24 protein-coding genes and 1 pseudogene are annotated in these 26,454 nt (G+C 46.3%); 12 read left to right on the top strand and 13 right to left on the bottom strand.

Annotated features, from left to right (window positions below; translation table 11 throughout):
- Window positions 1-262: 262 nt before the first annotated feature.
- Both QUB63_RS23995 and QUB63_RS23990 read right to left on the bottom strand, forming a co-directional pair.
- A pseudogene (locus tag QUB63_RS23995) lies at window positions 263-646 on the bottom strand (1,4-alpha-glucan branching protein domain-containing protein).
- Between the two features lie 637 nt (window positions 647-1,283).
- Entirely contained in the window at window positions 1,284-1,526 is a 243-nt protein-coding gene (locus QUB63_RS23990; protein ID WP_332947835.1) for a hypothetical protein, read from the bottom strand.
- Window positions 1,527-1,833: 307 nt separating this feature from the next.
- On the opposite strand from QUB63_RS23990, the gene QUB63_RS23985 reads away from it, so the two are divergent.
- The 3 genes from QUB63_RS23985 to QUB63_RS35140 are packed head-to-tail and all read left to right on the top strand — an operon-like array spanning window position 1,834 to window position 2,479.
- Window positions 1,834-2,121, top strand: a complete 288-nt coding sequence (locus QUB63_RS23985; RefSeq protein WP_332947834.1) for a hypothetical protein — start codon at window positions 1,834-1,836, stop codon at window positions 2,119-2,121.
- A 30-nt stretch (window positions 2,122-2,151) separates the two neighbouring features.
- On the top strand, window positions 2,152-2,310 hold the full coding sequence (locus QUB63_RS35145; RefSeq protein WP_442921847.1) for a type II toxin-antitoxin system PemK/MazF family toxin: 159 nt from the start codon (window positions 2,152-2,154) through the stop codon (window positions 2,308-2,310).
- A gap of 25 nt (window positions 2,311-2,335) precedes the next feature.
- Window positions 2,336-2,479 carry a type II toxin-antitoxin system PemK/MazF family toxin gene (locus QUB63_RS35140; protein ID WP_442921846.1) on the top strand — a complete coding sequence of 48 codons (144 nt, stop codon included), beginning with the start codon at window positions 2,336-2,338 and terminating at the stop codon, window positions 2,477-2,479.
- Here the strand turns inward: QUB63_RS35140 and QUB63_RS23980 are convergent.
- The 4 genes from QUB63_RS23980 to QUB63_RS23965 are packed head-to-tail and all read right to left on the bottom strand — an operon-like array spanning window position 2,420 to window position 3,485.
- Entirely contained in the window at window positions 2,420-2,740 is a 321-nt protein-coding gene (locus QUB63_RS23980; protein WP_332947833.1) for a hypothetical protein, read from the bottom strand. The genes QUB63_RS35140 and QUB63_RS23980 overlap by 60 nt on opposite strands.
- Window positions 2,719-2,928: a hypothetical protein gene (locus QUB63_RS23975; RefSeq protein ID WP_332947832.1), complete on the bottom strand. Its 210-nt coding sequence runs from the start codon at window positions 2,926-2,928 to the stop codon at window positions 2,719-2,721. The genes QUB63_RS23980 and QUB63_RS23975 overlap by 22 nt, the downstream gene beginning before the upstream one ends.
- Window positions 2,929-2,933: 5 nt before the next feature.
- Window positions 2,934-3,302: a GIY-YIG nuclease family protein gene (locus tag QUB63_RS23970; protein WP_332947831.1), complete on the bottom strand. Its 369-nt coding sequence runs from the start codon at window positions 3,300-3,302 to the stop codon at window positions 2,934-2,936.
- Between the two features lie 30 nt (window positions 3,303-3,332).
- The gene (locus QUB63_RS23965; RefSeq protein ID WP_332947830.1) at window positions 3,333-3,485 is read right to left on the bottom strand and encodes a hypothetical protein; all 153 of its coding nucleotides are present in this window, start codon (window positions 3,483-3,485) and stop codon (window positions 3,333-3,335) included.
- Window positions 3,486-3,616: 131 nt separating this feature from the next.
- Here QUB63_RS23965 and QUB63_RS23960 point away from each other — a divergent pair, with 131 nt between their 5' ends.
- The 5 genes from QUB63_RS23960 to QUB63_RS23940 all read left to right on the top strand — a co-directional run bounded on the left by QUB63_RS23960 (window position 3,617) and on the right by QUB63_RS23940 (window position 5,608).
- Window positions 3,617-3,811, top strand: coding sequence for a hypothetical protein (locus QUB63_RS23960; RefSeq protein ID WP_332947829.1), 195 nt, complete (start codon window positions 3,617-3,619; stop codon window positions 3,809-3,811).
- On the top strand, window positions 3,796-4,128 hold the full coding sequence (locus tag QUB63_RS23955) for a type II toxin-antitoxin system PemK/MazF family toxin (protein WP_332947828.1): 333 nt from the start codon (window positions 3,796-3,798) through the stop codon (window positions 4,126-4,128). Before QUB63_RS23960 ends, QUB63_RS23955 begins: the two co-directional genes overlap by 16 nt.
- 227 nt (window positions 4,129-4,355) lie before the next feature.
- Entirely contained in the window at window positions 4,356-4,610 is a 255-nt protein-coding gene (locus QUB63_RS23950) for a type II toxin-antitoxin system ParD family antitoxin (RefSeq protein ID WP_332947827.1), read from the top strand.
- Window positions 4,600-4,977: a type II toxin-antitoxin system VapC family toxin gene (locus QUB63_RS23945; protein ID WP_332947826.1), complete on the top strand. Its 378-nt coding sequence runs from the start codon at window positions 4,600-4,602 to the stop codon at window positions 4,975-4,977. Before QUB63_RS23950 ends, QUB63_RS23945 begins: the two co-directional genes overlap by 11 nt.
- Window positions 4,978-5,227: 250 nt before the next feature.
- The gene (locus QUB63_RS23940; RefSeq protein WP_332947825.1) at window positions 5,228-5,608 is read left to right on the top strand and encodes an endonuclease domain-containing protein; all 381 of its coding nucleotides are present in this window, start codon (window positions 5,228-5,230) and stop codon (window positions 5,606-5,608) included.
- 187 nt (window positions 5,609-5,795) lie between these two features.
- On the opposite strand, the gene QUB63_RS23935 is transcribed toward QUB63_RS23940, so the two are convergent.
- The 4 genes from QUB63_RS23935 to QUB63_RS23920 all read right to left on the bottom strand — a co-directional run bounded on the left by QUB63_RS23935 (window position 5,796) and on the right by QUB63_RS23920 (window position 12,468).
- The gene (locus QUB63_RS23935; protein WP_332947824.1) at window positions 5,796-6,173 is read right to left on the bottom strand and encodes a hypothetical protein; all 378 of its coding nucleotides are present in this window, start codon (window positions 6,171-6,173) and stop codon (window positions 5,796-5,798) included.
- A 21-nt stretch (window positions 6,174-6,194) separates the two neighbouring features.
- Window positions 6,195-6,602: a hypothetical protein gene (locus QUB63_RS23930; RefSeq protein ID WP_332947823.1), complete on the bottom strand. Its 408-nt coding sequence runs from the start codon at window positions 6,600-6,602 to the stop codon at window positions 6,195-6,197.
- A 427-nt stretch (window positions 6,603-7,029) separates the two neighbouring features.
- Window positions 7,030-9,042, bottom strand: coding sequence for a pentapeptide repeat-containing protein (locus QUB63_RS23925; protein WP_332947822.1), 2,013 nt, complete (start codon window positions 9,040-9,042; stop codon window positions 7,030-7,032).
- A 36-nt stretch (window positions 9,043-9,078) separates the two neighbouring features.
- On the bottom strand, window positions 9,079-12,468 hold the full coding sequence (locus QUB63_RS23920; RefSeq protein WP_332947821.1) for a S8 family serine peptidase: 3,390 nt from the start codon (window positions 12,466-12,468) through the stop codon (window positions 9,079-9,081).
- Between the two features lie 933 nt (window positions 12,469-13,401).
- Here QUB63_RS23920 and QUB63_RS23915 point away from each other — a divergent pair.
- Together QUB63_RS23915 and QUB63_RS23910 are read left to right on the top strand one after the other, a co-directional pair.
- Complete coding sequence (locus QUB63_RS23915; protein ID WP_332947820.1) at window positions 13,402-14,427, top strand: site-2 protease family protein; 1,026 nt, start codon at window positions 13,402-13,404, stop codon at window positions 14,425-14,427.
- Window positions 14,428-14,494: 67 nt separating this feature from the next.
- Window positions 14,495-15,172: a PEP-CTERM sorting domain-containing protein gene (locus tag QUB63_RS23910; RefSeq protein WP_332947819.1), complete on the top strand. Its 678-nt coding sequence runs from the start codon at window positions 14,495-14,497 to the stop codon at window positions 15,170-15,172.
- 233 nt (window positions 15,173-15,405) lie between these two features.
- Here QUB63_RS23910 and QUB63_RS23905 read toward each other — a convergent pair whose 3' ends face one another.
- The 3 genes from QUB63_RS23905 to QUB63_RS23895 all read right to left on the bottom strand — a co-directional run bounded on the left by QUB63_RS23905 (window position 15,406) and on the right by QUB63_RS23895 (window position 23,795).
- Entirely contained in the window at window positions 15,406-16,995 is a 1,590-nt protein-coding gene (locus tag QUB63_RS23905) for a glycoside hydrolase family 57 protein (protein ID WP_332947818.1), read from the bottom strand.
- Window positions 16,996-17,082: 87 nt separating this feature from the next.
- On the bottom strand, window positions 17,083-20,289 hold the full coding sequence (locus QUB63_RS23900) for an EAL domain-containing protein (RefSeq protein ID WP_332947817.1): 3,207 nt from the start codon (window positions 20,287-20,289) through the stop codon (window positions 17,083-17,085).
- Between the two features lie 251 nt (window positions 20,290-20,540).
- Window positions 20,541-23,795: a PAS domain S-box protein gene (locus QUB63_RS23895; RefSeq protein ID WP_332947816.1), complete on the bottom strand. Its 3,255-nt coding sequence runs from the start codon at window positions 23,793-23,795 to the stop codon at window positions 20,541-20,543.
- 61 nt (window positions 23,796-23,856) lie between these two features.
- On the opposite strand from QUB63_RS23895, the gene QUB63_RS23890 reads away from it, so the two are divergent.
- Together QUB63_RS23890 and gatB are read left to right on the top strand one after the other, a co-directional pair.
- A complete protein-coding gene (locus QUB63_RS23890) occupies window positions 23,857-24,147 on the top strand; it encodes a hypothetical protein (protein WP_332947815.1) in 291 nt (96 codons plus the stop codon).
- Window positions 24,148-24,340: 193 nt separating this feature from the next.
- Entirely contained in the window at window positions 24,341-25,825 is a 1,485-nt protein-coding gene (gene gatB, locus QUB63_RS23885; protein ID WP_332947814.1) for an Asp-tRNA(Asn)/Glu-tRNA(Gln) amidotransferase subunit GatB, read from the top strand.
- The last annotated feature ends 629 nt before the right edge of the window (window positions 25,826-26,454 follow it).

Below are 26,454 nucleotides of genomic sequence, written 5' to 3'. Positions count from 1 at the left end.
TGTTTGAGTTTTCTGACTATATGATACTACTATTGTTTATTGATGCTTACAAACTTAATGAAGTTTTATGATACCAACTTGAGTTGCCAGCTTCGCGCAACCACCTTAAGGATTAGGTACAGTGTGAGAGCGTCGATTAAAGGACTTATATCAAAGCGCGGGTTAGTCATCCCCTTGATGATTAACTCCTCGGATCGCGAAAGCTAACCTGCATCGCTTGAGACAAATCCAAAAAGGGGTTAGTTTGGCCCCGGATTTAATATTAGTCAGAAACCATGAAGAAACTGTCCGGGCTTGAAGTATCTGTATGAAAAAAAACCGCCAGCGCGGGTTTTAATATGTCGGGAATTGGCTGGAAGTTTGCTTGTAGCGATCGATAAACGCGATAATTAATTTCAGGGAAGATGTTATCTATCTCCTGAACCTTCTCCAACCAGCCGGAATCGACTTTGCCTTCTTTCACTTCACCGTACAGCTTGTGGAAGCGCATTAAGTGCGATCGCACTTAGCACCGCACTTAGCACCATCGTCCCTGTACGCACGATCGACAGTCAGATGATTGAGCTAGCAGCACTTCGGGCGCGGCTTGGTTCAAAGCGCGCCACTGCAACTCATCGGCTGGTTCCTTGCTTCCCAATTCAATCATCCGTTCCGCTTTTCTACCGTTAACGATCGAGGGTGTTTTTGGCTCATTGGGTGGATTGGATTGTGTCAATGGCTTATTTCTAATATATAAGTTTGTGTGATTTTTGTATTATACCCTTTTTATAGCAGTTGACAGTTGACCTGTGACAGTTGACAGCTTACTATGTACCCTAATCAAACCGTTTATGCTAGCGGTTTCAGGGAGCTATTGATGAGGTTATTTATGTCCGCGCCAGATGTGGCGGTTGCTATAAATGACAAAAATGGCGAGATCCCTTGATTGAGAAAAATAAGTAAAGAGAGCTCGACTATTGCAAGATGCCCTCAAGTACGCGCAGCGCTTAGCTATCGCGGGCCCAATCGCCCTTCGCTGACAAAAAGTAGTAAAGAGATATCGACTTTTCTCTGCTAAAAGTGCGATCGCACAAGCCAGCATTTTCAATACACTTCATCATGATTGCCCATATCGAGCAAGAGAATTTCTTCATCTCCTAACTCGGGATTTTTAACAAAATCAAATACAATCCGACAGTCATATTCCACAGTACAAGCTCAAGAGCCAGCTAATTGACCTTTGAGTTTGTGTGTTTGCAGTGATGGCCCCTTAAGAGTTTTCTGCCAAAAGTCTCAAGACAGCTTCAAATGCAGGGCTGTAGTTCCGGGTGTTTGCGGATGAGGGCTTTGTAGGCCGGTTTAAACGGTGGAGCAAAGGTAATAGTTTTCAACTGTTTAGCTGTGCGATCGCTCGCGTCTACTGTACCTCGAAAGACGTTTCCAGATTGATAGTTTTGTTTTCCTCGTGCAATGTTAGCGGCAATTTCGGTGCGACGGCGATCGCTCGCGTCTTCGGTGCATGATGACAAGCAGAGTGGTTTGTTCATCTACAGACAAGGTTTCGAGATCGTCTAAAATGCTATCAAATGTTAAAGTTTGCATGGTTAGTTAGATTGGGAGGCTCAGATGGCTCTGTCTTATTTTACTGGAGTTTAATTGAATTTGCTCAACGTTCTCGCCTTTCTAACTGATTGGAAAATCGCCTTCTCCATTCCCAAAAAGCGATCGTCCCTCTCCATCTCAAAGGGGCGAGATCCCTTTTTTGAGAAGAAGGAGTAAAGGGATCTCGCTGACCGACTGGACGCTAATAGTTGTATAATAGACAAAGTAGGCGAGCACAAAAAGTGAAAACCGATGTCACAGGCAATCCTCAACCAAATTGTCAATCAGCTTGAAATGCTGGAAATTTTCGAGTTACAGGAACTCGATCGGGCGATCGGGAAATATCTTGCCCAGAAACAGCAAGCTACTCAACAAAATCAAAAATCTGCTAATAAAAAGCAATTATTTCGAGAGTGGGAGGCCATTTCTGATGAGGAAGCTGCGGTACTAAAATCTGAGTTTGCGGCAGAAGATTTAGAGTTTGCAGAAGTTGCCCTAAGTGATTATCTTCCTGGAGTTCAGCAACAGGATAAAATCTGATCCTAGGAGATGTTTGTTTAGCCGATTTGAATCCTTCTCTCTTGGTCAGAACAAGCAGGAATTAGACCAGTCATTGTTGCAGGGCGAGATACATTAGACCGCTTTACTACAACAGTCATCGTACTTCCCGTAACAAGTAATCTGCGGCGATGCTCAAATACCAGGGACAATTATTTTACCGACTGGTGAAGGTGGTTTAACACAATATTCAGTCGTGCTTTGCTATCAAATAGTAGCGGTAGATAGAGAGCGATTAATCAAAAAATTGGGCACTCTTTCAGCAGATTATGTATCAAGATTACAGGTGGCATTGCAGTATACATTGCAAATGGATGAATTTGAGAATGTAGAAGAATAGAATGAGTTGAAGTGCGTGAAGCGAAGCTATCCCGTAGGGAATCGCACCTTTTGACTTATTCCAAAAGGGATCTCGCCCGCCGCCAGTAAAAAAGTAGTCAAGGCCGATCGACCTTTCCATGTCAAAAAGAGCGAGATCCCGTCGCCCGTAAAAAGCTGTCAAGGGATCTCGACCGGCACGATAGCAAAAAGAGCGAGATCCCTCTCCATCCCCATTCATGCGATCGTCCAATCCGATCGCTAGTCGAGCTTGGGCTTGCAATCGGCAAAGGATAGAGCCTCTTCATCGAGATAGCCTGCGATCGCCATTTCAATTACTGCCCAAACTGGATAGTTCATTGTTTTAGCGCGCATGAACAGTCCTTGACGAATGTTTTCGGGTAATCCTTCTAGAAATATTTGTGCTAATTCAGGTGACAGATGTCCAGTAATCGCAGGTTGAGTTTGCATCTTCGTTAGTCCCTCGCTGGAATTTTCACGTTATAGGGTGGGTGAATCGCTTGAATGATTAGGCTTTCTAACTCTGATGATAGCTGAATCCATTGAGTAAAATCTAATTGGTAAAAGGCGATACGGATGTCTGTGACTTTCAATTCTTCAATGAATGCCCAGAGTAAGGCTTTGTGGCCACCACGAAAGCGATCGCGTAGTGTTCTAGTTTTGCCAATGTAGAGGATTCCAAGGGTGCGATGTTTGACGGCGTAGATACCAGCGGCCATCGGCAGTTCGCGAAATTCTTTAGTAACAGCTATACAATCCTGAAAAGGAATGGATGCAAGAGTATGCAGTATGGCTTCGGCTTCTTGCTGGATGGATTCAGGCATAGAAGTGGGAAAATTGGCAGTTTTTTCATCCTACAGCACGATCGACCTTTCCATGCCACAAAGAGCGATCGACCTTTCCATACCAAAAGAGCGATCGACCTTGCCATACCAAAAAAGCGATCGACCTTGCCATACCAAAAGAGCGATCGACCTTTCCATACCAAAAGAGCGATCGACAGTCATTCTGTCCTTAACTCGGCTACAATAATGTTCGTATCGTCTTTATGCTATAATAAGATTATGCCATAATTATTGTATAGTAACCATCCTGCCTGTGCTTGACAGGCTTTAGTATGTTTTTATAGGTACATCACATGAACGCTAAAGAATTGCTCCTGAAAGAAGTAGAAAATATTCCCGAATTTATCTTACAAGAAGTTTGGGATTTTTTGCAATTTCTCAAAACAAAATACGATCTAAATAAGTTAGAAGTAAGCCTGCTCAGCGAATCTGCTTTGCAAAAAGACTGGTTGAAATCAGAGGAGGATGAAGCATGGCAGAATTTGTAAAAGGTGATGTGGTAGTGGTTCCATTCCCATTTTCAGATTTAACACAAGCCAAGCGCCGGCCTGCTTTAGTAATAGCTACTTTGGCAGGAGACGACATAATTCTTTGTCAGATTACTAGCCAGAATATCGTCGATCGCTATGCTATTACCCTTGACAGTAGTGATTTTAGCGAGGGCGGACTCGATCGAATTAGCAACATTAGACCTAATAGGTTGTTTACCGCCGATCGAGAAATTATACTTTATAAAGCAGGTAAGCTGAAAACTGAGAAGTTGAATGAGGCGATCGCGAAGATAGTTGAAATTATTCAGCAGTAATTTTATGTAACGATCGCCCCTCATAGTACCAAAAAGCGAGATTCCTCTAGCGACAAAAGCGAGATCCCTTTCCATGAAAAAAAGAGATCTCGACCTTTCCATACCAAAAAGAGATCTCGACCTTCGTTGATAAAAAGGAGTAAAGGGCGATCGAGCGGAGAAGCAGCGTAAAATCTAATGTGTTATGATGGAAAATAGTAGTTGGCTCAAATAGGTGACTCTAAATCATGAACATATCGTTAACTCCTGACCTAGAGCAGTTTGTTCGATCGACCGTCAAAAACGGTAGATACTCATCAGCTTCTGAAGTGATAAGAGCTGCGTTGCAATTGCTAAAAGAACGGGAAATTTTAGCGGTTTTTAATCCGGTTTCCTCAGAAGAGAAGCAGAAACCAAGCTATGATTTCTCCGATATAGCTGGTCGATTAACTTGGCAGGGAGATGCAGTAATAATGCAGAGGAATCTCCGCGATGAGTGGTAATCGATATGTGTTGGATACAAATGCGATCGTGGCTCTGCTTCAAGGCAATATTCAACTTATTGAATTACTTAAAGATGCTGAGTGGATCGGAGTTTCAGTGATTAGCAAAATAGAGTTTCTGGTATTTCCCGGACTCACTCAAGACGATCGCCAGATTTTCGAGCAGTTTCTGCAACGAGTGGAGGTTCTGGGTTTAGTGGCGATTGATGCTATTTTAATTGATAAGATCGTGGAAATTCGCCAGCAACATCGCTTGAAACTACCGGATGCGGTTATTGCGGCAATGGCTATCCAAAATTCAGCAAGTTTGGTAACGGCCGATCGAGAGTTTGCAAAGGTAACAAGTTTAACTGTAATTAATTGGTAGCGATCGACCTTTCCATACCAAAAGAGCGATCGACCTTTCTATGAAAAAAAGAGCGATCGACCTTTCCATACCAAAAGAGCGATCGACCTTTTATGTCAACAAGAGCGATCGACCTTTCCATGCCAAAAAGAGCGAGATCCCTCCCCATCCCAAACAAACGATCCCTCCTTCTACTATAATTTCCATTAACATCCAGTCCCCCCCTTAAGAAGGGGGGTTAGGGGGGATCAGGCCCAGATTCCGGGGGATCATGCCAAAACTAAACGACTCAAACTTCCACCTACCATACAACCCAAAACTCATCCCCATCGCCAAACAACTGCGGAAAAATCCAACTCCATCCGAAAAAAAACTGTGGCAGGATTTTCTCAGAAATTTCCCTTTGCGAGTTTTGAGACAGCGCCCCATCGACAATTTTATTGTAGATTTTTATTTTGCGGCTTTACTGTTAGTAATTGAGATTGATGGGGAGAGTCATTTTACGGAACAAGGGAAACTCTATGATGCAGAAAGAACCGGGATTTTACAGGGGTATGGATTGAAGGTTGTCAGGTTTACGAATGTTGAGGTGTTGCAGAGTTTTGAGGGGGTTTGTGGGGAGTTGTTGGGTTTGATTGAGGGTCATTGTTGAGGCTAGATCCCCCCTAACCCCCCTTAAGAAGGGGGGGACATGAGGGAGGAGAGTTGAATGGGTGGCTGGATGCGATCGCACTTTTTGACTTATTCCAAAGGGGATCTCGACCTTGTTTGAGAAAGAGGAATAAAGGGCGATTCACGCTCGGGATAGCTCCGCTTCACGGCCTTGTAGCTTATCCAGGCTAAGCAGCCATCGGGCAAAGGCTCAGAGTTGAACAATCAACTTTAATTCTCGGTCGCAGTTCAACTTGAACTAAAGTTTTGAATTCTTCATTTTTGGGGGCAACTAAAAATTCTAATTTACCGTTAATATAATCATTAATTTCAATAAAGTTCACGAGTTCAAAACACATAATACCTACAGTGGCATCGGCTATCTTTAATTCAAGTTGAACTGATTTTTGAATGATATTCATTCCAAATTTGAGGGTGACACCTAATGAATCTGTCACTTCATAACACCAATAGCCATCGGAGGGTTGGGAATCTTTTGGTTCTTCACAAAATAATTCTAGAAAAGCTAGTTCATCAAATCCCTCATGTAAATTGATTTTTGCCATTTTCTTACCTAAGATATTGAGTTATTTTCCATAGATTATAGCACTGAGAAAGCGGCGAGTTCCATCGGGCAGGACTTCCCATGAACTTTGGACTTGGGCGAATTTTCCGGTTCTGCCCGGTAATAGTGAATCTCTAAGCTCTGTATCTATTGTACCCTCTTCTCCTGTAGTGTGGTTTGTATAAATATTAATAAATCGCTCAACAATATTACTTTCTTCTTGGACTGCTTGTTCTAGATGAGTTTGAATAAATTGACGAGATTCTGAATCGTCATCAAATCCCAAGCGATTTAGTTGTTGTCTATTTTGTACCGCTCTTTTTGAGTTATGAGCGTCTGGCTTTATGTTGACATTGAATAAGTAATCGAGCTTGCGATCGTTAATGATGCAGGGTGTTTTTGCGTCGGTGGGTCGATCGGATTGTGTCAATGGCTGATTTTAAAAATATAGATTTTGGGAATTGTAGGATTATATCATTTTGGCAGTTTTTTTATCCTACAGCACGATCGCACTCACAGCCCCAAAAAGCGAGATCCCTTTCCATATCTCCAAAAAGTGAACACCATTTTTAACTAATGCCAAAGGGGCGATCGCCCTTTGTGACTTATTCCTAAAGGGCGCTCGTGATTTACTGTTTAGTTTTCGATGGAATGGCGATCGTCCTTGGCGACAAAAATACTCGTAACAAAAAGGGCGATCGCCCTTTTTGACTTATTCCAAAAGGGCGATCGCGATTTACTGTTTAGTTTTCGATGGAATGGCGATCGCTCTTCCCGACAAAAACACTCGTAACCAAAAGAGCGATCGCCCTTTGTGACTTATTCCAAAAAGGCGATCACAATTTTGACAACACGGATTACTTAGGTTCCTGCCAACCTTCTAAAGCTGCCAATAGGATATTGACTAGAGGATGGTCAACTAGCTCTTTTAAAGCTTCAGTGCCACCTGCTTTCAGCGCTCCAATTACCCGTGCTTTTAGGGGTTCATTGCTCTCAATTTGCTTGAGTGCTTCTGTTACCACCATCTGTTTTTCTAATGGAGTATTGGTTGGATAACTCTGCTCTAGCTGTTGTAGAAGTTCTTGAATTTCTTTCGCTGCTTCTACAAGGTTTTGCTGTTGCTCTTGAGTGTAATTATTGATGTTACCACCGATCTGTTGTGAATGAACTGTCTCAGCATCTACAAGACCTCCAGCGAATTGTGGATTTTTGAAGTTATAGTTAGAAACTTTTTTCGGATTTTGTGACATAATAGTATCTCCTTGATTGTGATAGTTTTCTGCATACAAACTAGGGCGTTGTAGCCATGTATTTATCATAGTCTCAAAACGACGAATTTGGCTATCCTTTTCGGCTAGCAGTAATTGTATTTCTGTGTCTGTCAAATTTTTAAGCTGGTTATAATTTGAAAAATATTCAGCGCTTAGTTCTGAGCGATCGGCATTGGAAGAGGTTTTGGCTCTAAGCAGAAAATTGTCTAAACCCCGTTTTTCCATTGCCACGATTTCTATTTCAGCCTGTGGGTGATTTTCAGCTAGCTGTTTAAATGAGATGGCGACCGCCCGTGGGTCAATATCCCCGTTGTGGTACAGGTCAAGCGTTTCAACTATCGGTTTGATGAAGTCAGCAAAATCACCCGGCTGGAATTCCTCCTGTCGGTTGTCTGGTTTGCGGTAGGGGTCGGGGTTATCTTTTGTGGGTAAGCGCATGAAAACATATTTGCATTCTACGTTGTCTAGTTTTGTTTGAGCCGTGATGCCCCAGTTCTCGATGTAGGCACCTGTCAGGATGGCATAGATGAGATTTGTCTGGTCTAGCTGAGATTGAACCAGCTTTGCTCTCGTTAAATTGGCTCCCCGTAAATCAGCTTCACTGAGGTCAGTCCCGATGAAACTGGCATCTGAGAGATTGGCATCATTCCAATTGACTCCTCTGATCGATAAACCGTCAAAGTTTTGACCCTGACCATCCCGTGTGACGCTAATTTCTCGAATGGTGGGATAGTAGAGAACGGTGTCTTCAAAGCGACAATACTGAATGTCAATAGCCCCTTTGAAGTTTGTTCGAGTGAGGATTGCTTTCCTAAAGTCAGTTTTGGCAATTTTGACAAAGGAAAAGTCTGCGTTGGTTAAATTAGCTTGATAGAAAGAGGTACCACCCCAGGTGGTGAAGGCCAGCGCTCGTTGACGAACAAAATCTAGTCGTTCGTTTCCCATAAATGCGCTATGAGCTACGAAGCCAGCTAACACCTCTACTGTTCCTGCTGACACCATTGCTATGACGGCAGCTAGTGGATTATTCATCCAGACTCCGATGCCCACAGAAGCTAACAGGGAGCCAATCCCTGCAATCCAAACAGAGCTATTGCCAATTGTGGCATAGATCCCTGCGCCGGTTGCTGCTCCAATTCCTCCCACGATGAGGAACAGAGCAACAGTTAGAGCGCCCATGTTGGCTCCTATCATGGCACCGATGCCAGCGCCCGCAATTGCTATTGCAACTGCAAGGCTACTGGCAAGGGCAATGTATCCATACCGCTTGGTACTCAGAGCAAGGATAGGTGCCAGGATGAGGACAGTGAGTAGAGTGGTTTGACCGAGACTTTTCTGGAAGGCAATGAAGAAGACTCCCGCTGCCATTGCAGCAACAAATCCAGCGATGAAAGCAAGGATAATTGCTGTAATGGTGAGCGTTATTTCTTGCTGGCGGCTAAGTCCAGAGAGCGCTCTCTGGAAGTTTGCACCTTCAAGAATTGCCCCGCTGAAATCACAACTGCGGATGTCAGCTTTGCTAAAGTCTGCTCCACTTAAGTTTTGATTTTTGAATGAGCATCCTTTAAAATTATGGTTAGAAGAATCCAGATGTTTCATATCTGCGTTTCCAGCAACCAAACTAATTTGTTGAGGTTACACCTTGAATTCTCTAACTGAAGATACGCCCGACTGCTCATAATTATTAGCCATCCCCAAATTAACAAGAATCTCTGGAACTGCGCTCTGTCCAAAACGCAATCCCCAAGAGCCTAACTTTTTCCAATAATCTGATTTGAGTTGAGGCTGACCAGGGAATTCATCCAGCTTAATGTCAAAGTTGAAGTAGTCATGGACATACATTTGGGTTTTGAGAGATATAGTTGAATCTTCATGCACGATAACCTGCATAGAAGTATTATACTCCAATCTCCCAATGGCATTATAAAAATCAAGAAGTTTCCGCACATTCTCAGAAGGGTTGGCTATAGCTGACAAGTTACCATTGACTGAATCTATCAACTTGTCAAAGAGGTTGATTCCTTGATTCAGCCGCTTACCGAAATCTGCCCCTACCCTTTTTTGAACATAGGTCCAATCATATTGAGAACTTGCTGAATTAATCCAATAGCGACCTGGTTTAATTCGCTTTCCCTCTCGCTTTAGTTGCTCAGAGTATTGATTTAATTGACTTTTGACTTGGTTTATTCTCGCATTATAAACATTCTGAAACCCAGGGACATATTGTAGTAACTCATCGACGGGAATATCATCCATTGGAGTTCCTAAATGTAAGGGATTACCTGTGGAATCACCCTGATTAAGAAAATGCTCTATATGCTTATCAGCGAGAGGCAGATTCCAAGTATTAAAGAAATTTCTCAGGTCATTTTCCGCTCCCTGTGCAACATCCTCAGCTTTAACTACTTTGAAGCCAAAGGGAAACTCATATTGGAACCCTATTTGTAAACTTTTCAGAGATGACCAACTACCGAATACAGCATCTGAGTCTAGACTACTCCAATATTTATTTCGGTTTGGGTCAGGATCATTGTGTTGAATCCAATCCTGGGTTAGAGTTGGATCGACAAACTGAATCGGAGTAGGTTGATTATTAATCGGTGAAGGGGTAGGTGTAATTGGTTTACTCGGTCCAGTCTGATAACTCACAGGCAGATAAACTGACTGACCTGGTTTGATCGATTGTGCTTCCGCTGCGGTAAATGTACTACCATCAACTTTCTTAATCTCCGTCCAACGGTTAGCATTCCCCAATTCTCGCAGAGCGATCGCCGATAACGTATCACCACTACGCACAACATATTGCCGCTGCTGTCCAGGCTTTGCCGGAGGTGCATTATAGGAATTAGTCTGAGCATTTTCTAGTCTGACAAACGACACTCCAGCATATTGAGCAGGTGTTAGAATTCGTTCCTTAATCCCACTACCTGTCGGCCAATTTGCCTCAGTAATCCGAACCCGTCCATCGGGATAAACCTCTTCCAAAAAGGCAACGTGACCAACACTTCCAGCCCCTTTAGTATTAGGCGGCCAAACCACTAAACCCCGCGCCCCAGCAGTGGGTGTAGAAGTAACGGGCAAACCTACCTTCAAAGCATCGTTCCTCCATAGCCCAGCATTACCCAGAAACAAAGCATTTTTCTTGATAGCTGCAGGTAACAATCCTGTTTCCAGCATCCGTCCGTAAGCATACCAAGTGCATTGCCCCTGCCAGCGGTAGGCAAATGGATTAACCGCCCCATTCCGGTAGTTAGCTGAATTAGAGTTAATCGGAACTTGCGGGATAGGTTTGGGAGCTGGTGCAGGTGTCGGAGTTGGCGTAGGCTTGGGAGCTGGTGCTGGTGTCGGAGTTGGCGTAGGCTTGGGAGCTGGTGCTGGTGTCGGAGTTGGCGTAGGCTTGGGAGCTGGTGTAGGAGTTGGTGCTGGTATTGAGCCAACATTCTGAATGTACAATGCCGACATATACCCGCTATTATTAGCCAGACGATACCAAGTGCTGCTGCTACCAAGTCCGCTTGTATCCGTAACCATTCCACCTTGAACGGGCCCATCTAAGAATTCTAGTTGAGTACCAGGAGTTATTTTGGCAACTTCCGCCGAGCTAGTATTAGGCTGAGAACGTATTCTCAACCACCCAGTCACTTTGACATCACCAACATTATTGATTCTTCCGTTGAAATTAACTGCCCTTTCACTAGGCGTTACCTTTCCTTGACCACTCCAAGTATCAGGAACAACAGTTGCCGGAATTTCGTAAACTTCCGGCGCAGTCTTCTTAGCCAAATCCACCGCCGCCAACGTATTCAAAAATCCAAAACCCGTCTCATCATCCCACCCAGACGGCCCCAAATCCCTCGCCGTAGACTTCAAAATCTCCATCACTTGGCGATAGTTCAAAGCAGGATTTGCCGCCCAAACCAAAGAAGCCGCACCCGCAACTTTCGCAGTCGCTACCGAAGTCCCCGCCATCGTCCCCAAATCATTTCCCACAGTCGATAAACCGGGGTGTTCACTCGTACCGCCATCCGCCAAAATATCCAAACCGCGGCCATAACTAGAATAGATCGATCGCCCATTAATATCCCCAGCCCCAACAGTAAAAATATTGTCAAATTCCTGAGAAGCTTGACCCAAAACCGACATCACACCGCCGTCGTTACCCGCCGCCACTACCAGCATTACCCCATTTTGCCGCGCATATTCGATCGCACTTCTTTCTTGCGGAGTCAACTCATAGCGCGTTTCCACAATCCCGTCAGCATTCTTCTGAGTCAAATCCAAACTGAGATTCGCGATCGCATTTTTCTGTCCAGAAGCCTTCGCAGCATCCACAAACTCTACCAAAGAATCAGCCCATCTCCCAGAATCGATCGCCCTTCCCACCCACTTCGGCGCAGTCTTATTAATCGCATCAATAATCCCCAACATAAAAGTACCGTGCTCGCTACCTTCCCCAGGATTCAGCAGCGGATTGTCATCCCCGCCCACATAATCGCGGCCCTTCTTGATATTCGCGTAATTCAAATAAGGACTATCCGCACTCACACCAGTATCAATTGTCCCTACATACGGCTGAGAAGTCGCCGGAAAATCTAGCAATTGCCGGATCGCATTGGGATCTTTCGGATTCGGCGCCTGCGGATCGACAGGAATTATACCAATTGGCAAAGTCTCAAACGCACCGCCCGGATTGTAAGGTGATTGAGTGGCAATCCCATCACGGTACAGACCCAGCGGATCGAAATCAATCAGCGGTGGTAAATTGCTTGTTGGTGCAGCAGGGTCGATCGGGCAAACGCCACTATCCGCGAAAATATTAGGTAAATGTAAATCTGGTAGCGACAAAGAACTCAATAACTGATGCAGCGGATTCAAATCATCCAACCATCCCGCCACACCCGCACTCGGAGTCACAATTCTTTCCAACACTTGACTGCGGGATTTTTTGCGGCCTTTTCTTTTCGGTGAATTGCCAAAACCTTTAGCAGCAGAGCGTTTCTTTGCAGCAAAATTTAGCCAGCCCATAATATTTGCACCAGGATTAGTAGAGATTTGACACGAATTTAATTAATTTTTACCGACATCAAAATACTTGGGTCGATCGAATCAACAAGTATGTGCGATCGACATTCCCTGTCATTGCGACGCGGGGATGCCTTCGGAGATGTCCGTTAGTTTGAGAAATCCCGCAAACCTAACAAAGACTGCCGATTTGTAATTGCTCCAGTTCTGTCGGGCTCTGCTTGCGATCCGCTGACAAGCATTCTACAAATCCTTTGTTAGTGCGTAATTTCTATATTTATGAGCTCATGACAAAGCATCATACACCAAAAATGCTCTTGTCCACAACTTTATCTAAACTTTATATAAACTTTTTCTCGCACTTAACAAAATCATCAAAACAGATACTTGCTTTTTAACTAATCTATGGTAATATGATATTTAAGTGAAATTTGGATTGAGGTCTGAAGCCCAGGCAAAGAGTAACTGAAAATTTTTCCCAAAATACTTAACTGCGCCCTGTAGACTGCCTACAAAGGGAGCAAGTTTTGCAGCAAAAGTTTCCCTTTTTCAGGGAGGTTTAGCGGGATTCTCATGCCCAAAAACCTAGCGGAGAAAACTTGCCAACGCAATTTCATCTATTCTCGCAAACTCGATCGGGACTGAGGCAAAAAAATCCTTTGATGCGCTTTATGTACGGGGAATGTCCGCCGTGCATTGGTGTCAACAACCAGCCTAAAACCCGTGAGACATATCGCTTTTAGCAAAGTCTCGATCCCCCTAAATCCCCCTTAAAAAGGGGAGTAGGGGTTGACGCAAGATGCTCTTGTCCCCCCCGGGAGGGGGGTTAGGGGGGCTCTAGATTTGTGGACTCAAACAGTAGATAGGTGTGCGCGCACTAAGTTTATTCGCAACTTTGTTTATTCGCCACTTTGTCAGCCAAAGTAACAGTATGCTATGGAACTCAAATCAGCGGTGCAGTGGATAGCTCATCCAGACGGTCATTGGATACTTCGCAATCCCGAAGACATGACTTTCATGGAAATTGACGACTTTGACAAACACATAATCTTGCAACTAAGCAAACAACCCGTAACAAACACTCTCGCTGAATACGACATCGATTTAGAAGATGTGCAAAATCTCTTGAGAAGCTTAGCAGAAACGGGAATGCTAGAAGGCACAAAAGCCCCGAAAGCCAAATTCAATCTCCTATCTTTCACAATTCCCCTAGTCAATCCAGATATCTGGCTGTCGCAGCACATCGACAAATTGCGCTGGATTTGGACGTGGGAATTTGGCTTTTTTCTGTGCGCTTTCATCGCATCTTCCGCAGCAGCGTGGTTTGGTTCGTCGGCGGAAGTTGTTGTCTCGCACCAGCAGTTGTGGACAGCCGGGAAAATTCAGACTACGATCGCATTTGTGTTGCTGACAGTGCTGGTAATATCTTTGCACGAACTCGGTCACGCTTTCACGCTCAAACACTACGGCGGCGTTGTCAAAGAAATTGGATTGCTGTTTATGTGTTTCATCCCCGGATGCTATACAGATACTAGCGACCAATACAGTTTAGTGAAGCGGAAACAGCGGGTTTTAGTCGTGGCGGCGGGAGTATTGATTCAATTGACAATTTGGGCGGTTGCTGTTTGGGTTTGGCTGTTTTCTCAGTCGAATTATGTTTGGCATCAAATTAGTTATTTGTTGATGGTGGCGGCTTTGCTGACAGTTGCAATTAATTTGAATCCGTTGAACCGATTTGACGGTTATTATTTGTTGGTTGCTGGAACTGGGATTAACAATCTGCGTCAAAAGTCGTTTGATTTTTATATTGATTTGTTGCGGAGGGAGGAGATTGAGGCAGAACCTAGCGATAGATGGGTTTTGGCGGCTTATGCGCCTTTGAGTATCGTTTATACTGTTTTTGCTTTGAGTTACTTAATGTCTTTGGTTGGGGATTGGGTTTTGCGGGTTTGGAGTTTGTAACCGCAGATGAACGCGGGTTAACGCGGATGAAATGCTGTTTGATTTTTTTATTTGGGGGTTTACTGATATGAATGTTTGTCAAAGGTTGGGAATTGTTGGCGGAAGTTTGAGTTTGGCGGTTGTTAGTCAATGTTTTTCTGTAGAAGCTGCTACTCTGAGTCAAACTTATACTGTGAATCTGGATTCGCAGCCGTTAAATAGCAGTACGAATGTGGTTTTGCCAAAGTTTAATTCGCTGTTGGGTACTCTGTTGAAGGCTTATGTTACGGTTAAGTCTACTGTTAATAATAGTGTCAGCATTACTCCTTTGACGGGAGATTTTACGGGGACGGCCGCGACTAATGCTAATATTGCGGTGAATATTCCGCTGTTGAAAACTGACCCGAATTTGACTTTGAGTGTTTTGGCGAGTCCGCCGGAAACGAAGATTGCTAGCGGTGGTACGGGAAGTGTTAGCGGTTCGGCTTCTGGTAGCGTGTCGAAGAGTTATGATTTGCCGCAGTTTTTGAGTGCTTTAACTGGCTGCGATGGTGATACTTTTACTGCTGGTTTGGCGACAACTGGTTTAACTCAAATTCTGGGGAGTCCTGCTAGAGGTAGTTTTGGCGGTAAGGTGTCGGCGGATATTGCTGCTAGTGTAACTTATGAGTATGAACCTGTACCGGAACCGATGACTGTGGCCGGTACGGTTCTGGCGGCTGGAATGGGTTTATTGTGGAAGAGAAGAAGGACAAAAAAGGGGTGATATATAAGGAAGTTCGGCAAGGGATTCTGTAATGGATTTAACGGATGTCAGAAGGAAGGATATTGAATTATATCTAATATTATGTCGGTTGAATGGCCCGTGCGGTGCGTGAGAAATAGTCTCATCGTTGATAGTTAAAGATTTCTCGTTCTCACGCACCCTACAAAGCTACTGTATGAAAAAAAACCCGCGCTGGCGGGTTTTAATCTGTCGGGAATTGGCTGGAAGTTTGCTTAAAGCGATCGATATACGCGATAGTTAATTTCGGGGAAGATGTTGTCTATCTCCTGAACCTTCTCCAACCAGCCGGAATCGACTTTGCCTTCTTTCACTTCATCGTACAGCTTGTGGAAGCGCATTAAGTGCGATCGAGTCCGCCGCACTGCATAGGGCACCATCGTCCCTGTACGCATGATAAACGCCCAGTCAGATGATTGAGCTAGCAGCACTTCCCGCGCGGCTTGGTTCAAAGCCCGCCACTGCAACTCATCGGCTGGTTCCATGCTTCCCAACTCAATCATCCGTTCCGCTGCTTTGTGCAGGTGCGGGTAAATCCAAGCATTGGTATCGTTGAGCCAATATTCGTGGAAACCCCGGAAACCCCAGCTAGACTGGGAAGGGCGACAAACTTGCTGAGTCGGATTTTGGCGCAAATAATCGGCTAAGTGCGTCATTTCGTAGGTATTTTGGTCGTACCAACTCTTGCGGAATAAGTAATCTAAGAACCAAGGCCCTTCATACCACCAGTGACCGAAAAGTTCGGCGTCGTAAGGTGAAACGATAATCGGGGGACGCTGCATGATGCCGTTGAGGTGCTCGACTTGCCGTTCCCGGTTGAAGGCAAAGTTGCTGGCGTGTTCGGCTGCTTTTTCCCTGGCCCAGTAAGGATCGTACAACTGTTTGTCGCCTAAACCCAGTCCGCGACCGGTGATTTTGTGATATTTAATCCCGGTGTTTTTGCGCTGGCCGTTGGGCATGATGTAGGGTTTGATGTAGTCGTATTCGGCTTCCCATCCCAAATCTTTGTAGAATTCGCGGTATTCGGCGGCGCCCGGATAGCCGACTTCGGATGACCAAACTTGCTGGGATGATTCGTGATCCCGGCCGAAGGCTGCTACTCCGCATTCGGTGAAAATTGGGGCGTAGCTGCCGTAGCGGGGGCGCGGGCGGGCGTAGAGGATGCCGTGACCGTCTGTGAGAAAGTAGCGGAGGCCTGCGTCGGCTAACATCCTCTCTAAGCCTTCGTAGTAGGCGCATTCGGGCAGCCAAATGCCTTTTGGTCGGCGGCCGAAGTTTTGTTCGTAGCTTTCGCAGGCTACTTGTATTTGCGCCCAAACTGCCTCGGGGTACATTTTCATCAGCGGTAGGTAGCCGTGGGTGGCGCCGCAGGTGATGATTTCGAGGTTGTTGGTGTCTTGGAATTGTTTGAAGGCTTTTACTAAGTCTCGATCGAACTTTTCCCAAAAATTCCGAACTTGGGAGAAGTGGGCGGCGTAGTGTTCGCCTAAGTAGCGGAGGTGACCGTTGCCGCTGTTGTGTTCGATTTCGAGTTCGGCTAGTTCTTCGAGTTTTGCCAAGTGGTCGTCGAAACGGTCTTGCAGCAAGGGGTCGCGCAGCATTGCCACCAAGGGCGGTGTCATGCTCATGGTAATTTTAAAGTCGATGCCGTCGCGTTTGAGCCCTTCAAAGACTTGCAGCAGGGGAATGTAGGTTTCGGCGATCGCCTCAAACAGCCATTCTTCTTCTAAAACGTAGTCGCTTTCGGGGTGGCGGACAAAGGGCAGGTGGGCGTGGAGAACGAGGGCGAGGTAGCCAATAGCCATAATGATTTGGATGACGCCAGTTAGGGACAGCTTTAAAATATTTTAAGATTTTAAGCTGAAATGGGACGCACAAAGTGCAGTGTTTTTTTAATGACCTTTCTCTAACAGACTAAATGTCAGCAAATTGTGATTTTCTGCTTGGTGTCGGATGAGGTCTGCTGCTGTTTGAGAGTCTACTGGCTTTGAGAAAAAGAATCCCTGGGCGAACTCGCATTTTAATCCTTTGAGTATAGATAGTTGCGAGGCTTCTTCGACTCCTTCTGCTACTACATCCATCCCTAAATTGTGCGACAAAGTAACGATCGACCTGACAATTTCTGTGGGGTCGATGCCTCCTTTGCCGAGATCGAACTCGCCTCCCATCCGGCTCACAAAAGAGCGGTCTATTTTTAAGGTATTGGTGGGGAAGCGGTGCAGGTAGGAGAGCGATGAATAGCCGGTGCCAAAGTCGTCGATGCACAGGTGTATGTTTCGATATCTAAGCTGCACCAGCATTGCTGTTACTGATTCGGAATTTTCTATGAGTACGCTTTCGGTAATTTCTAGTTTTAAACTGCTGCCGTGGAGGTGACTTTCTTCGAGAACTCGATCGATGTATTCGATTAAGTCTGGCTGAGAAAACTGTTTGACTGAAAGGTTGACGCTGACGCTTAAGGGCGGGTTGTTTTGAAATAGCTGCTGCCACTGGCGGATTTGGTGGCAAGCTGTGCGCAGTACCCAGCGGCCCAGCGGTACGATCAAGCCGGTTTCTTCGGCGATGGGAATAAATTCGCCGGGGGAAACTAAGCCGCGTTCTGGATGCTGCCAGCGCACTAGGGCTTCAAAACCGATAATTGCGCTGTTGGCGATGCTGACGATCGGCTGGTAGTGAATGATAAACTGGGGCGCTGCGGATAAGGGAGGTAAGCCCGATCGCGGGGATTGGGGAGAGTCTTCTGGGGCCGGGTCTTTAATTGATTCGATCGCCCGCCGCAGGTCGTTTTCTAGCTGCAACAGCTTCAAAGCGTGGGCGTGCATGGAACTGTTGAAAACTTCGTGTCGGGCTCGGCCGAGTTCTTTGGCGCGGTACATTGCTGTGTCGGCATCGCGCAGCAGGCTTGTCGGTTCCTCGTATTCGCCAGAACTCAATGCAATGCCGATGCTGGCGGTGATAAATACTTCGTGTCCGTCTAGCAGGATGGGGGAGGTGATTGTCTTTTGCAGGCGGTTGACAATGTTGGTAACTTCATTTACGCCGTCGATGTCTTCTAGCAAAAGTACGAACTCGTCTCCTCCGAGGCGGGCGACTGTATCTCCGGCCCTGAGACAAGTTTCCAGACGGCGCGCGATCGCAACTAGCAGTTGATCGCCGATCGCGTGGCCGAGAGAATCGTTGACTACTTTAAATCGATCTAAATCGAGAAACAGCACGGCAAACAAGTAGTCTTTGCGCCGTTTTCCCAGCCTCAGAGCGTGTTCCAGCCGATCGGTAAACAGCGATCGGTTGGGCAATCCGGTAAGGGCGTCGTGAAAAGCGTCGTGCAGCAGTTGTTCTTCGGCGAGTTTGCGCTGAGTGATGTCGTGGCAGTTGATCACGATGCCCTTGACTGCGGGATCGTGCAGTAAATTGGTGGCTACAGCTTCTACATAACACCAGGAACCGTTGCGGTGCCTGACTCGATATTCGAGTGGGGACTGGCTTCTTTTGGGGTTTTCCATAGCTTTGTGGAGGGTTTGGGCGATCGCGGCGCAGTCGTCGGGGTGAACTGTCCCTAGGGCGCTGCGCCCGATCGCCTGGTGGGGCGCGTAGCCTAAAATTCGCTTGACGGAAGGGCTGATGTAGCGGAAGATGCCTTCGGCGTCGAGAATGATCGTGATGTCTGTGGCGTTTTCAATCAGCGAGCGAAATCGCTGTTCGCTTTGCCTGAGGGCTGATTCGGCCTGTTTGCGAGCGCTGATGTCGAGGGCTACTCCGTCTATGATGATGTCCCCGTTTTCGTTTTTGGAAAATCTGGCGCTGTCTTGCACCCACTTGACTTCGCCCGAATTTAACACGATCCGGTACTGGCGATCGCAGGGCAACAGACTGGCACTCGATGCTGCTACGCTGCTGTCAAAGGAGTTTCTGTCGTCTGGATGAATAATTTCGGTCAACAGTTCCGGGCGCGCCATTACTTCTTGGGTCCCGAACCCTGTAACTTCGCGCACCCCCGGACTGATGTAGGGCATGGAGGTGGTGCCGTCTGGATGCAGCAGGGCGCGGTAGACTGAGCCGGGAATGTTGGCTGCCATTGTGGCTAGCTGCTGCTGGATGCCGCGCACTTCTGCTTCGGCGCGCTTGCGTTCTGCGAGTTCGTTCGATGCTCGTTGGTAGAGTTCGGCTTGGTGGATCGCGATCGCGCACTGATCGGCGATCGCTTTGAGTAGCGATAGTTCTTCGGCGCTCCAAGAACGGGCGCGATCGCACTGATAGAGGCCAATTCCTCCCAAAAATGACTGTTGGTAGAGCAGCGGCGCGATCGCGACGGCGCGAAATCCGATCGACTCTGCTGATGATTGCAGGGACGGGCACAGGCTCGACAACTTGTCGAGGACGAGGGTTTCTCCTACCGCGAGGGAGGAGCGGTAGTGCTGCGCCAATTCGCAATTTAGCCCGACGAGCCCTTGTTTGTCTGCTGATGAGCTGATGTAGCGAACTACGATCCCGCCTTCAGCATCAGGCTGCAAGATCGCGCAGGCGCTGATTTCGAGAGCTTCGTGCAGTTGGTCGGCGGTGGTTTGCAGCACTTCGTCGAGTACAAGGGTGAAGCGCATGGCTTGGAGGATGCGGTTGACGATCGCCTCACGAGTCGCTTGCCGCTGAATTTGGGCGATCGCGAATTGTTGCTGGCGGCGCATTTTGTATTCTTGGAGCGATCGTTCTAAGACTGTTGGCAACCTAAACAGCCGCCCTTTTAATACGTAATCTGTCATCCCGGCTTTAATGCACTCTACTGCAGCTTCTTCTCCCAAACTTCCGGTTACTAAAATAAATGGTATGTCTTGCCCTAATTCCTGCATTAATTTCAACACTTCTAAACCGTTGAAGCCGGGGAGGCGGTAATCTGACAGCACAGCGTCGTACTTGCAATTTTCGAGCATTTCTCTGCACTCTGTTGCTGTTTCTGCCCTGTCGCACTTAAAATTTACTCCCCCCGCTTCTAAGGCGATCGCTATTAATTCCATATCTTCTGCCATGTCTTCGACAATCAACAATTTTAATGTTGATTCCGCTACCATTTTCATTAAAGAGTTTGTCTGTTCGCGATCTAGCATACGGAATTCAGGAGTTTTTGATTGGTGATTCGTGTTGCTAAACTTCATTTTTTTTGATTAACTTCTTCCCTCGGGATTCTGGAATTTTTTTTGCTAACGATATTATTTATCTAATTTCCACAAATTTATTTAACAACCGCCACCGAGGGCTGCCCAAACTGACTGTGACTTATTTAACTGTATAATAGTTTTAAATTATGAATTTAAAACTATTATACTGGTAACTTACGAATTTAGATTACCGTTTAAGATTATTTGCCTAGTTTAAAGTAAAATGTCGCTCCTTGACTAGGTGCGCTCATGCCCCAAATCGTTCCGCCGTGGCGCTGAATAATCCGCGCGACGATCGCCAAACCGATGCCGGTACCTTCAAATTCTCTCTGGGAGTGCAGCCTCACAAAGGCTCCAAACAGCCGATCGGCATATTCAGAAGGAAAACCCACGCCGTTATCCTTGACAAAAATCGTTCCATCCGGTAAGGCATCAATAACTATTGTAGCCGGAGTGCGATCGCGGCTGAACTTGACGGCGTTGTCGATCAAGTTGCTGAACACCTGTTGCAGCAAGGTGGGATCTCCCGTCACCACCGGCAAATCTCCGACGGTAAATTCAACTTGGCTGTGGGGAGTTGGGGCCGACTCTGTTGCAGTCCGGGGTTTAGTCAATTTAATCGCAGTTTCCACCAAGCGGGTGAGATCGATCGGGATTTGGATTAACTCAGTGCGGCCGACGCGGGAAAGAGCGAGCAAACCGTCAATCAACAGACTCATTTTTTGGCTGCTGTCTTCAATGACTTGCATATAGTGAACAATTTTAGGATCGTTCAAGGCCTCAGTTGATTCTAACCGCTGTTTCAAAGCATTAACAAAACCTGAAATATGGCGCAAAGGAGCGCGGAGGTCGTGGGAAACAGAATAGCCAAAAGATTCTAATTCTTGATTGGCAGCCTCTAATTGCTCCGTGCGTTGCGACAAAGCTTGTTTAGTCTCAACCAACTCTGTGATATCGCGAGAAGTGCCAATTAAAGCATAAACCTCGCCGTCGAGATTTCTCAGCGGAATTTTAAAAGTATCGAAGTAAGTAGTTCTGTTATCGGACAAAACATATTTTTCCTGCAAGTGTAGAGTTTCGCCGGATTCAAATACCAGCAAGTTTTCCCGCACAAATTTTGTGGCTAGTTCAGTCGAAAAACATTCAAACACGGTTTTGCCTTGCATCTCTTTTGTGCTGTTGAAACCTGCCATTTTTGCCAAAGTTTGATTGACAAAAGGCTGGCGCATATCTTCGCGTTCGACCACAAAAATGCGATCGGGCAAAGCATCGAAAAAAGTCTCTAGTTCTGCGGTACGCTGGGCGACTTGAGCTTCTAAAGTTTCGTTGAGCTGTTTGAGTTCAGCTTCGGCTCGCTTGCGGTCGCTGATATCTTGACCGATGCCGATCGACTTGCCGTCTGAGAGGCGAACGTTTGCCCAAGTAGTGTCGATAATTCGCCCGTCTCTAACTTTAGTTTTGAAGTCGTCCCAGTTCTGAGTTGCTGCTTGGATGAAGTCCAAAACGTATTGGCGGTATTCCGGCTGCGGATAAAATTCGGCCAACATATCGCGGTTTTTGGTTTCAGCAAAACTCCAGCCGAGCACTTGTTCCCAGTGGCGGTTTACCCAGTTTATTTCACCCTGGGAATCCAAGAATGCGAGCATGACTGGCACGTTGTCAAAGATAGTTTGCAGCAATTCCTTTTGCTGTTTTAAGGATTCTTCGGCTTGTTTGCGAGCGCTGATGTCGAGTACGGAACCGATAATTTGCCTCATTTGTCCGTCTGGGGTTCTTTTGAAGATTGTAGACCGATCGTGCACCCAGCGCCATTCCCCATTTTTGTGTTTGATTCTGTAGTCTCTGTCATCCGTTTCATAGGGATTGCTACTGTGTTTTAGCCGCTCCATACCTGTAATTAGCTTTAACCTATCCTCGGAATGAACTAAGTTAGTGATAGCATCTGTACCCAAATCTTGCCATTCTTTTGCCGTGTAGCCGAGTATGGCTGTAACAGATTCATTTGCATAAATAATATTGTTTTCTACTGCATCATAAATGTAAATAAAGTTGGGGATAGTTGTCAGGATGCTCTCTAAAAGTTGTTGATGTTTTTGCAGCTCCGATTTTGCTTGTTTGCGCTCGCTTAAGTCCAGCACGAAACTGACGCCTAACTGCTTCGTTCCTTCTAAAAATGTGCTGCCCAGCAGCACCGGAACGCGACTACCATCGGAGCGTATAAATTCTTTTTCAAAGGGAACAACCGTATTTCTAGCCTTCAGTTCGGCAACTTTTTCTATATCTAAACCCACGTATTCTGGTGGTGTCATTTCTTGCCAGTTAATTCTTCCTGAAAGCAGAGCGTCCCGCGTATAGTTTACCGTCTTTAAAAAAGCGGCGTTGGCATCTGTAATACTGCCGTTAAGATCCCAAAAAATTAGGCCGATCATGTTAGAATCAACTATGGATTTAAATTTGGATTCGCTTTGTCGCCACTGGAATTCGACTTGTTTTAGTTCTGTGATGTCGCGGGCGAACGCTAAAACTGTTTCAACTGAATTGTCCTCAGCAAATTCGGGAATAATTCGACAGTGGTAATATTTTGTCCCGCTGGGAGTAGGATACTCAAATTCTACAGTTTCTGGTTTTCCCCTGCTGAAAACTTTGGGAAAAGCTTCGTTGAACAGGTTGCACAACTGCGGCGACAGTCCCAATTCACTGGTAGTTTTGCCGATAAATTGTGCCGGGGTTTTTCCGGTTGCTGGTTCGATTGCTTGATTGATGTAAAGGTGGCGGAATTCTCGATCGAACCGGGCGATGATATCGGTAGCATTTTCCGCTAGGGCGCTGAAAGCTTGTTCGCGCCGGTGCAGTTCTTCTTGAGTGCGGAGGTGTTCGGTTACGTCTCTGCCAAAAGAGAGAATTGAAACTACTGTTCCCGATTCATCGATTAGTGCAGAATTGTACCATTCGCAGTGAATTACCGAGCCATCTTTGGTATAGTTGCGGTTGTGGCAAACGTTGCGGGGTTCTCTGCTGTGTAACAGTTGATTTGCGACGGCCCACACTTCCTCGAAGTCTTCTGGATAAACTATTGACAATTCGTGCCAGTATTTGCCGATTACTTCTGCTGCACTCCAGCCAAATATTTGTTCGGCCATTGGCGACCACCGCACTACCCGAAATTCCCTGTCCCACTCTATAACTGCCATTGGCGAGTTTTCTAGGTGAAACTCCCGCCGCTTGTGGGCTTGTTTTATTTGGGTTTGAAGTTGCTGGCGCAGTTGCTTGGCCGAGGCAAATCGCTCGCAGATTTCCTGTGCGTTTGCGGAGCCGGCTTTGGCTATCTGAGCAATGGTTTCTGCTGTTTGTTTTTCGAGTTCGTTCCAAGCTAGTTGGAGGGCTGATTCCGCCTGCTCTAGCTCAGTGATGCTGTTCTGAAACAGGGTGGCACTTTCAACTGGAATTTCAGGCATATTTTTGACATTTAGGCAAGTGTTACTTTAAGAATTTTAAATTAAACTTTTAAAATTAAAAATGTGTAATTTCTTGTTAAATTATACATTTTTAATTTTAAATTTGTGCGCGGCGCCGATTTTGAGCGGCGGCGGTGCTATTAAAGACTGCAGGCATAGGTCGATCGAATCGGCAATTGCGATCGATCCAAAACTATCCTGGGCAAGAAGCGTGCGGGCGCGATCGGGCGCTAGGTATATTTTGGCACGCGGTTGTGGTTTGGGGCGATCGCTCGAATACTCTAAGCCGATCGGGGCCTGGTGGGGATCTCGCGAATCCTCCGCATGGCATTGGGTGTGCCGCCCTTGCTGACGGGCGAGATCCCCACCAGCCACCGGAAAAGGTGAATTATTGCCCGCAAGTCTGCTCCATGCCCGATCGCTCTTTTTGCGAACTCTGCCGGTGTGAAGTGAAAACCGTCCCTACCCGACAAATAATCTCAAATCGGTTTCGTCAATAAACAGCTAAAATATAATCTAAAGTTATTAAATTTTCAAGGTCGCTTATGACTGCTGCTGCATCAGTTAAAACTCAGTACGAAGCTGTTATCGGTCTGGAAACTCACTGTCAATTGAGCACGAATACTAAAATTTTCTCCAGTTCTTCTACAGAATTTGGCAATGCCCCCAATACTAACATAGACCCAATTTGTATGGGAATGCCTGGAGTGTTGCCAGTATTAAATCAAAAAGTGCTGGAGTATGCGGTGAAAGCAGGGCTGGCTCTCAACTGCTCCATCGCACCTTACAGTAAGTTTGACCGCAAGCAATATTTCTATCCCGATTTGCCGAAAAATTATCAAATTTCTCAGTTCGATTTGCCGATCGCTACTAACGGTTGGCTAGAAATTGAACTGGTGGACGAGGCGGGAAATTGTACTAGAAAAAAAATCGGGATCACTCGCTTGCACATGGAGGAAGATGCCGGGAAATTGGTTCACGGCGGCAGCGATCGCCTCAGCGGTTCGACTTATTCAATGGTGGATTACAACCGCGCCGGCGTGCCTTTAATCGAAATTGTTTCGGAACCGGATTTGCGATCGGGCGCCGAAGCTGCCGAATACGGCCAAGAATTGCGCCGGATCGTGCGCTACATCGGCGTTGGCGACGGGAATATGCAGGAAGGTTCGCTCAGGTGCGACGTGAATATTTCGGTGCGCCCCGTTGGCCGAAAAGAGTTCGGCACCAAGGTGGAAATTAAAAATATGAACTCTTTTAATGCGATCGAACGGGCGATCGATTACGAGATCGAGCGGCAAATTCAAGCTATAGAAAATGGCGAAACCATCGTCCAAGAAACGCGGCTGTGGGATGAAAACAAGCAGTGTACTTTCAGTATGCGGGTTAAGGAAGGTGCCAGCGATTACCGCTATTTCCCGGAACCGGATTTGCCTCCGATCGAAGTTTCAACCGAGCAATTGCAAGATTGGAAAGCTCAACTGCCGGAATTGCCGGCCTCCAAGCGATACCGCTACGAAACTCAACTAAGTCTTTCTCCCTACGACGCGCGGGTGTTGACTGACGACAAAGCGGTGGCTGAGTATTTTGAAAAGGCGATCGCCGCCGGTGCTCCTATCAAACAAGCTGCGAATTGGGTGATGGGCGATATCACTGCTTATCTGAAAAATGAGAAACTGGCGATCGCAGAAATTCCTTTCCAACCGCAGGATTTGGCCGAATTGCTGGCACTAATTGATGCTGGCACGATCAGCGGCAAAATCGCTAAGGATATTTTGCCGGAGTTGCTCTCGGGCGGCGGTTCTCCTCAAAAGTTGGTTGAGAGTAAGGGTTTGATTCAAATTTCGGATACTGGGGCGCTCGATCGGGCGATCGATGCAGTTTTGGCTGCCAATCCCAAGGAGCTCGAACAGTACCGGGCTGGCAAAACGAAGCTGCTGGGCTTTTTCGTCGGCAAGGTGATGAAGGAGACAGGCGGCCGGGCCGATCCCAAATTGACCAATGAGTTGCTCGCAGCCAAGCTTAACGGCTAAGGCTAAGCATTTGTTAAGGGGTTTTTGTAGCGGATACAGCGGCGGGCGATCGGTTTTTCCCGATCCCGCCGCTGTATCCGCTTCCCGCTTTATGCTAACTTTACAATTAAATATACATTTCTTGACAATATCTTCACATTTGGGGGTGTCACCCCTCATTCCTGTCGTGTTATATTGTGTTATGTAGATGCACCCTGATGGCAGGGAGAGTTACTTCAGTAGCTCTCTCTTTTTTTTGTCTTTTTTTTGTGGGGCACGGACGTGAAAATACGGATGAGCGGTTTCTCGCTGGAAGAATGCCGGATTGTGGAACCGCGAAGACTCTAAGGACACCAAGGAATAGAAAAGAAGAAGCAGGCAATCTTCAGGGGGGAAGGTTTAAATCCTTGCGCCAGCTATACTTTTTCATCAAAAGTTGATAAAATGGGTGTCGCCCCTCATGATGAATATGTTATATTGTGTTATTAAGATGCACCCTGATGGTCGGGAGAGTTACTTAGGTGACTCTCCTTTTTTTTGTCACAATGGGGGAGAGGGGCGAGGGAGAGGGTGCGATGGGGATCGTCCGAGAATGGGGAGATAGGGGAGAGTTTGCCATAATGATTACCAATTACCAATTACTAATTACC

Origin of the sequence: Microcoleus sp. ARI1-B5 (assembly GCF_036705795.1) — a bacterium.
Classification (GTDB): domain Bacteria; phylum Cyanobacteriota; class Cyanobacteriia; order Cyanobacteriales; family Microcoleaceae; genus Microcoleus.
This window is presented reverse-complemented; position numbering and strand designations above follow the sequence as displayed.

What these genes read in the sequence shown, in the direction of transcription:
- QUB63_RS23990 (WP_332947835.1), bottom strand. Translation starts at nt 1,526, where the DNA reads ATGAACAAACCACTCTGCTTGTCATCATGCACCGAAGACGCGAGCGAT.
- QUB63_RS23985 (WP_332947834.1), top strand. Translation starts at nt 1,834, where the DNA reads ATGTCACAGGCAATCCTCAACCAAATTGTCAATCAGCTTGAAATGCTG.
- QUB63_RS23975 (WP_332947832.1), bottom strand. Translation starts at nt 2,928, where the DNA reads ATGCAAACTCAACCTGCGATTACTGGACATCTGTCACCTGAATTAGCA.
- QUB63_RS23970 (WP_332947831.1), bottom strand. Translation starts at nt 3,302, where the DNA reads ATGCCTGAATCCATCCAGCAAGAAGCCGAAGCCATACTGCATACTCTT.
- QUB63_RS23965 (WP_332947830.1), bottom strand. Translation starts at nt 3,485, where the DNA reads ATGACTGTCGATCGCTCTTTTGGTATGGAAAGGTCGATCGCTCTTTTG.
- QUB63_RS23960 (WP_332947829.1), top strand. Translation starts at nt 3,617, where the DNA reads ATGAACGCTAAAGAATTGCTCCTGAAAGAAGTAGAAAATATTCCCGAA.
- QUB63_RS23955 (WP_332947828.1), top strand. Translation starts at nt 3,796, where the DNA reads ATGGCAGAATTTGTAAAAGGTGATGTGGTAGTGGTTCCATTCCCATTT.
- QUB63_RS23950 (WP_332947827.1), top strand. Translation starts at nt 4,356, where the DNA reads ATGAACATATCGTTAACTCCTGACCTAGAGCAGTTTGTTCGATCGACC.
- QUB63_RS23945 (WP_332947826.1), top strand. Translation starts at nt 4,600, where the DNA reads ATGAGTGGTAATCGATATGTGTTGGATACAAATGCGATCGTGGCTCTG.
- QUB63_RS23940 (WP_332947825.1), top strand. Translation starts at nt 5,228, where the DNA reads ATGCCAAAACTAAACGACTCAAACTTCCACCTACCATACAACCCAAAA.
- QUB63_RS23935 (WP_332947824.1), bottom strand. Translation starts at nt 6,173, where the DNA reads ATGGCAAAAATCAATTTACATGAGGGATTTGATGAACTAGCTTTTCTA.
- QUB63_RS23925 (WP_332947822.1), bottom strand. Translation starts at nt 9,042, where the DNA reads ATGAAACATCTGGATTCTTCTAACCATAATTTTAAAGGATGCTCATTC.
- QUB63_RS23920 (WP_332947821.1), bottom strand. Translation starts at nt 12,468, where the DNA reads ATGGGCTGGCTAAATTTTGCTGCAAAGAAACGCTCTGCTGCTAAAGGT.
- QUB63_RS23915 (WP_332947820.1), top strand. Translation starts at nt 13,402, where the DNA reads ATGGAACTCAAATCAGCGGTGCAGTGGATAGCTCATCCAGACGGTCAT.
- QUB63_RS23910 (WP_332947819.1), top strand. Translation starts at nt 14,495, where the DNA reads ATGAATGTTTGTCAAAGGTTGGGAATTGTTGGCGGAAGTTTGAGTTTG.
- QUB63_RS23905 (WP_332947818.1), bottom strand. Translation starts at nt 16,995, where the DNA reads ATGGCTATTGGCTACCTCGCCCTCGTTCTCCACGCCCACCTGCCCTTT.
- QUB63_RS23900 (WP_332947817.1), bottom strand. Translation starts at nt 20,289, where the DNA reads ATGCTAGATCGCGAACAGACAAACTCTTTAATGAAAATGGTAGCGGAA.
- QUB63_RS23895 (WP_332947816.1), bottom strand. Translation starts at nt 23,795, where the DNA reads ATGCCTGAAATTCCAGTTGAAAGTGCCACCCTGTTTCAGAACAGCATC.
- QUB63_RS23890 (WP_332947815.1), top strand. Translation starts at nt 23,857, where the DNA reads ATGTGTAATTTCTTGTTAAATTATACATTTTTAATTTTAAATTTGTGC.
- gatB (WP_332947814.1), top strand. Translation starts at nt 24,341, where the DNA reads ATGACTGCTGCTGCATCAGTTAAAACTCAGTACGAAGCTGTTATCGGT.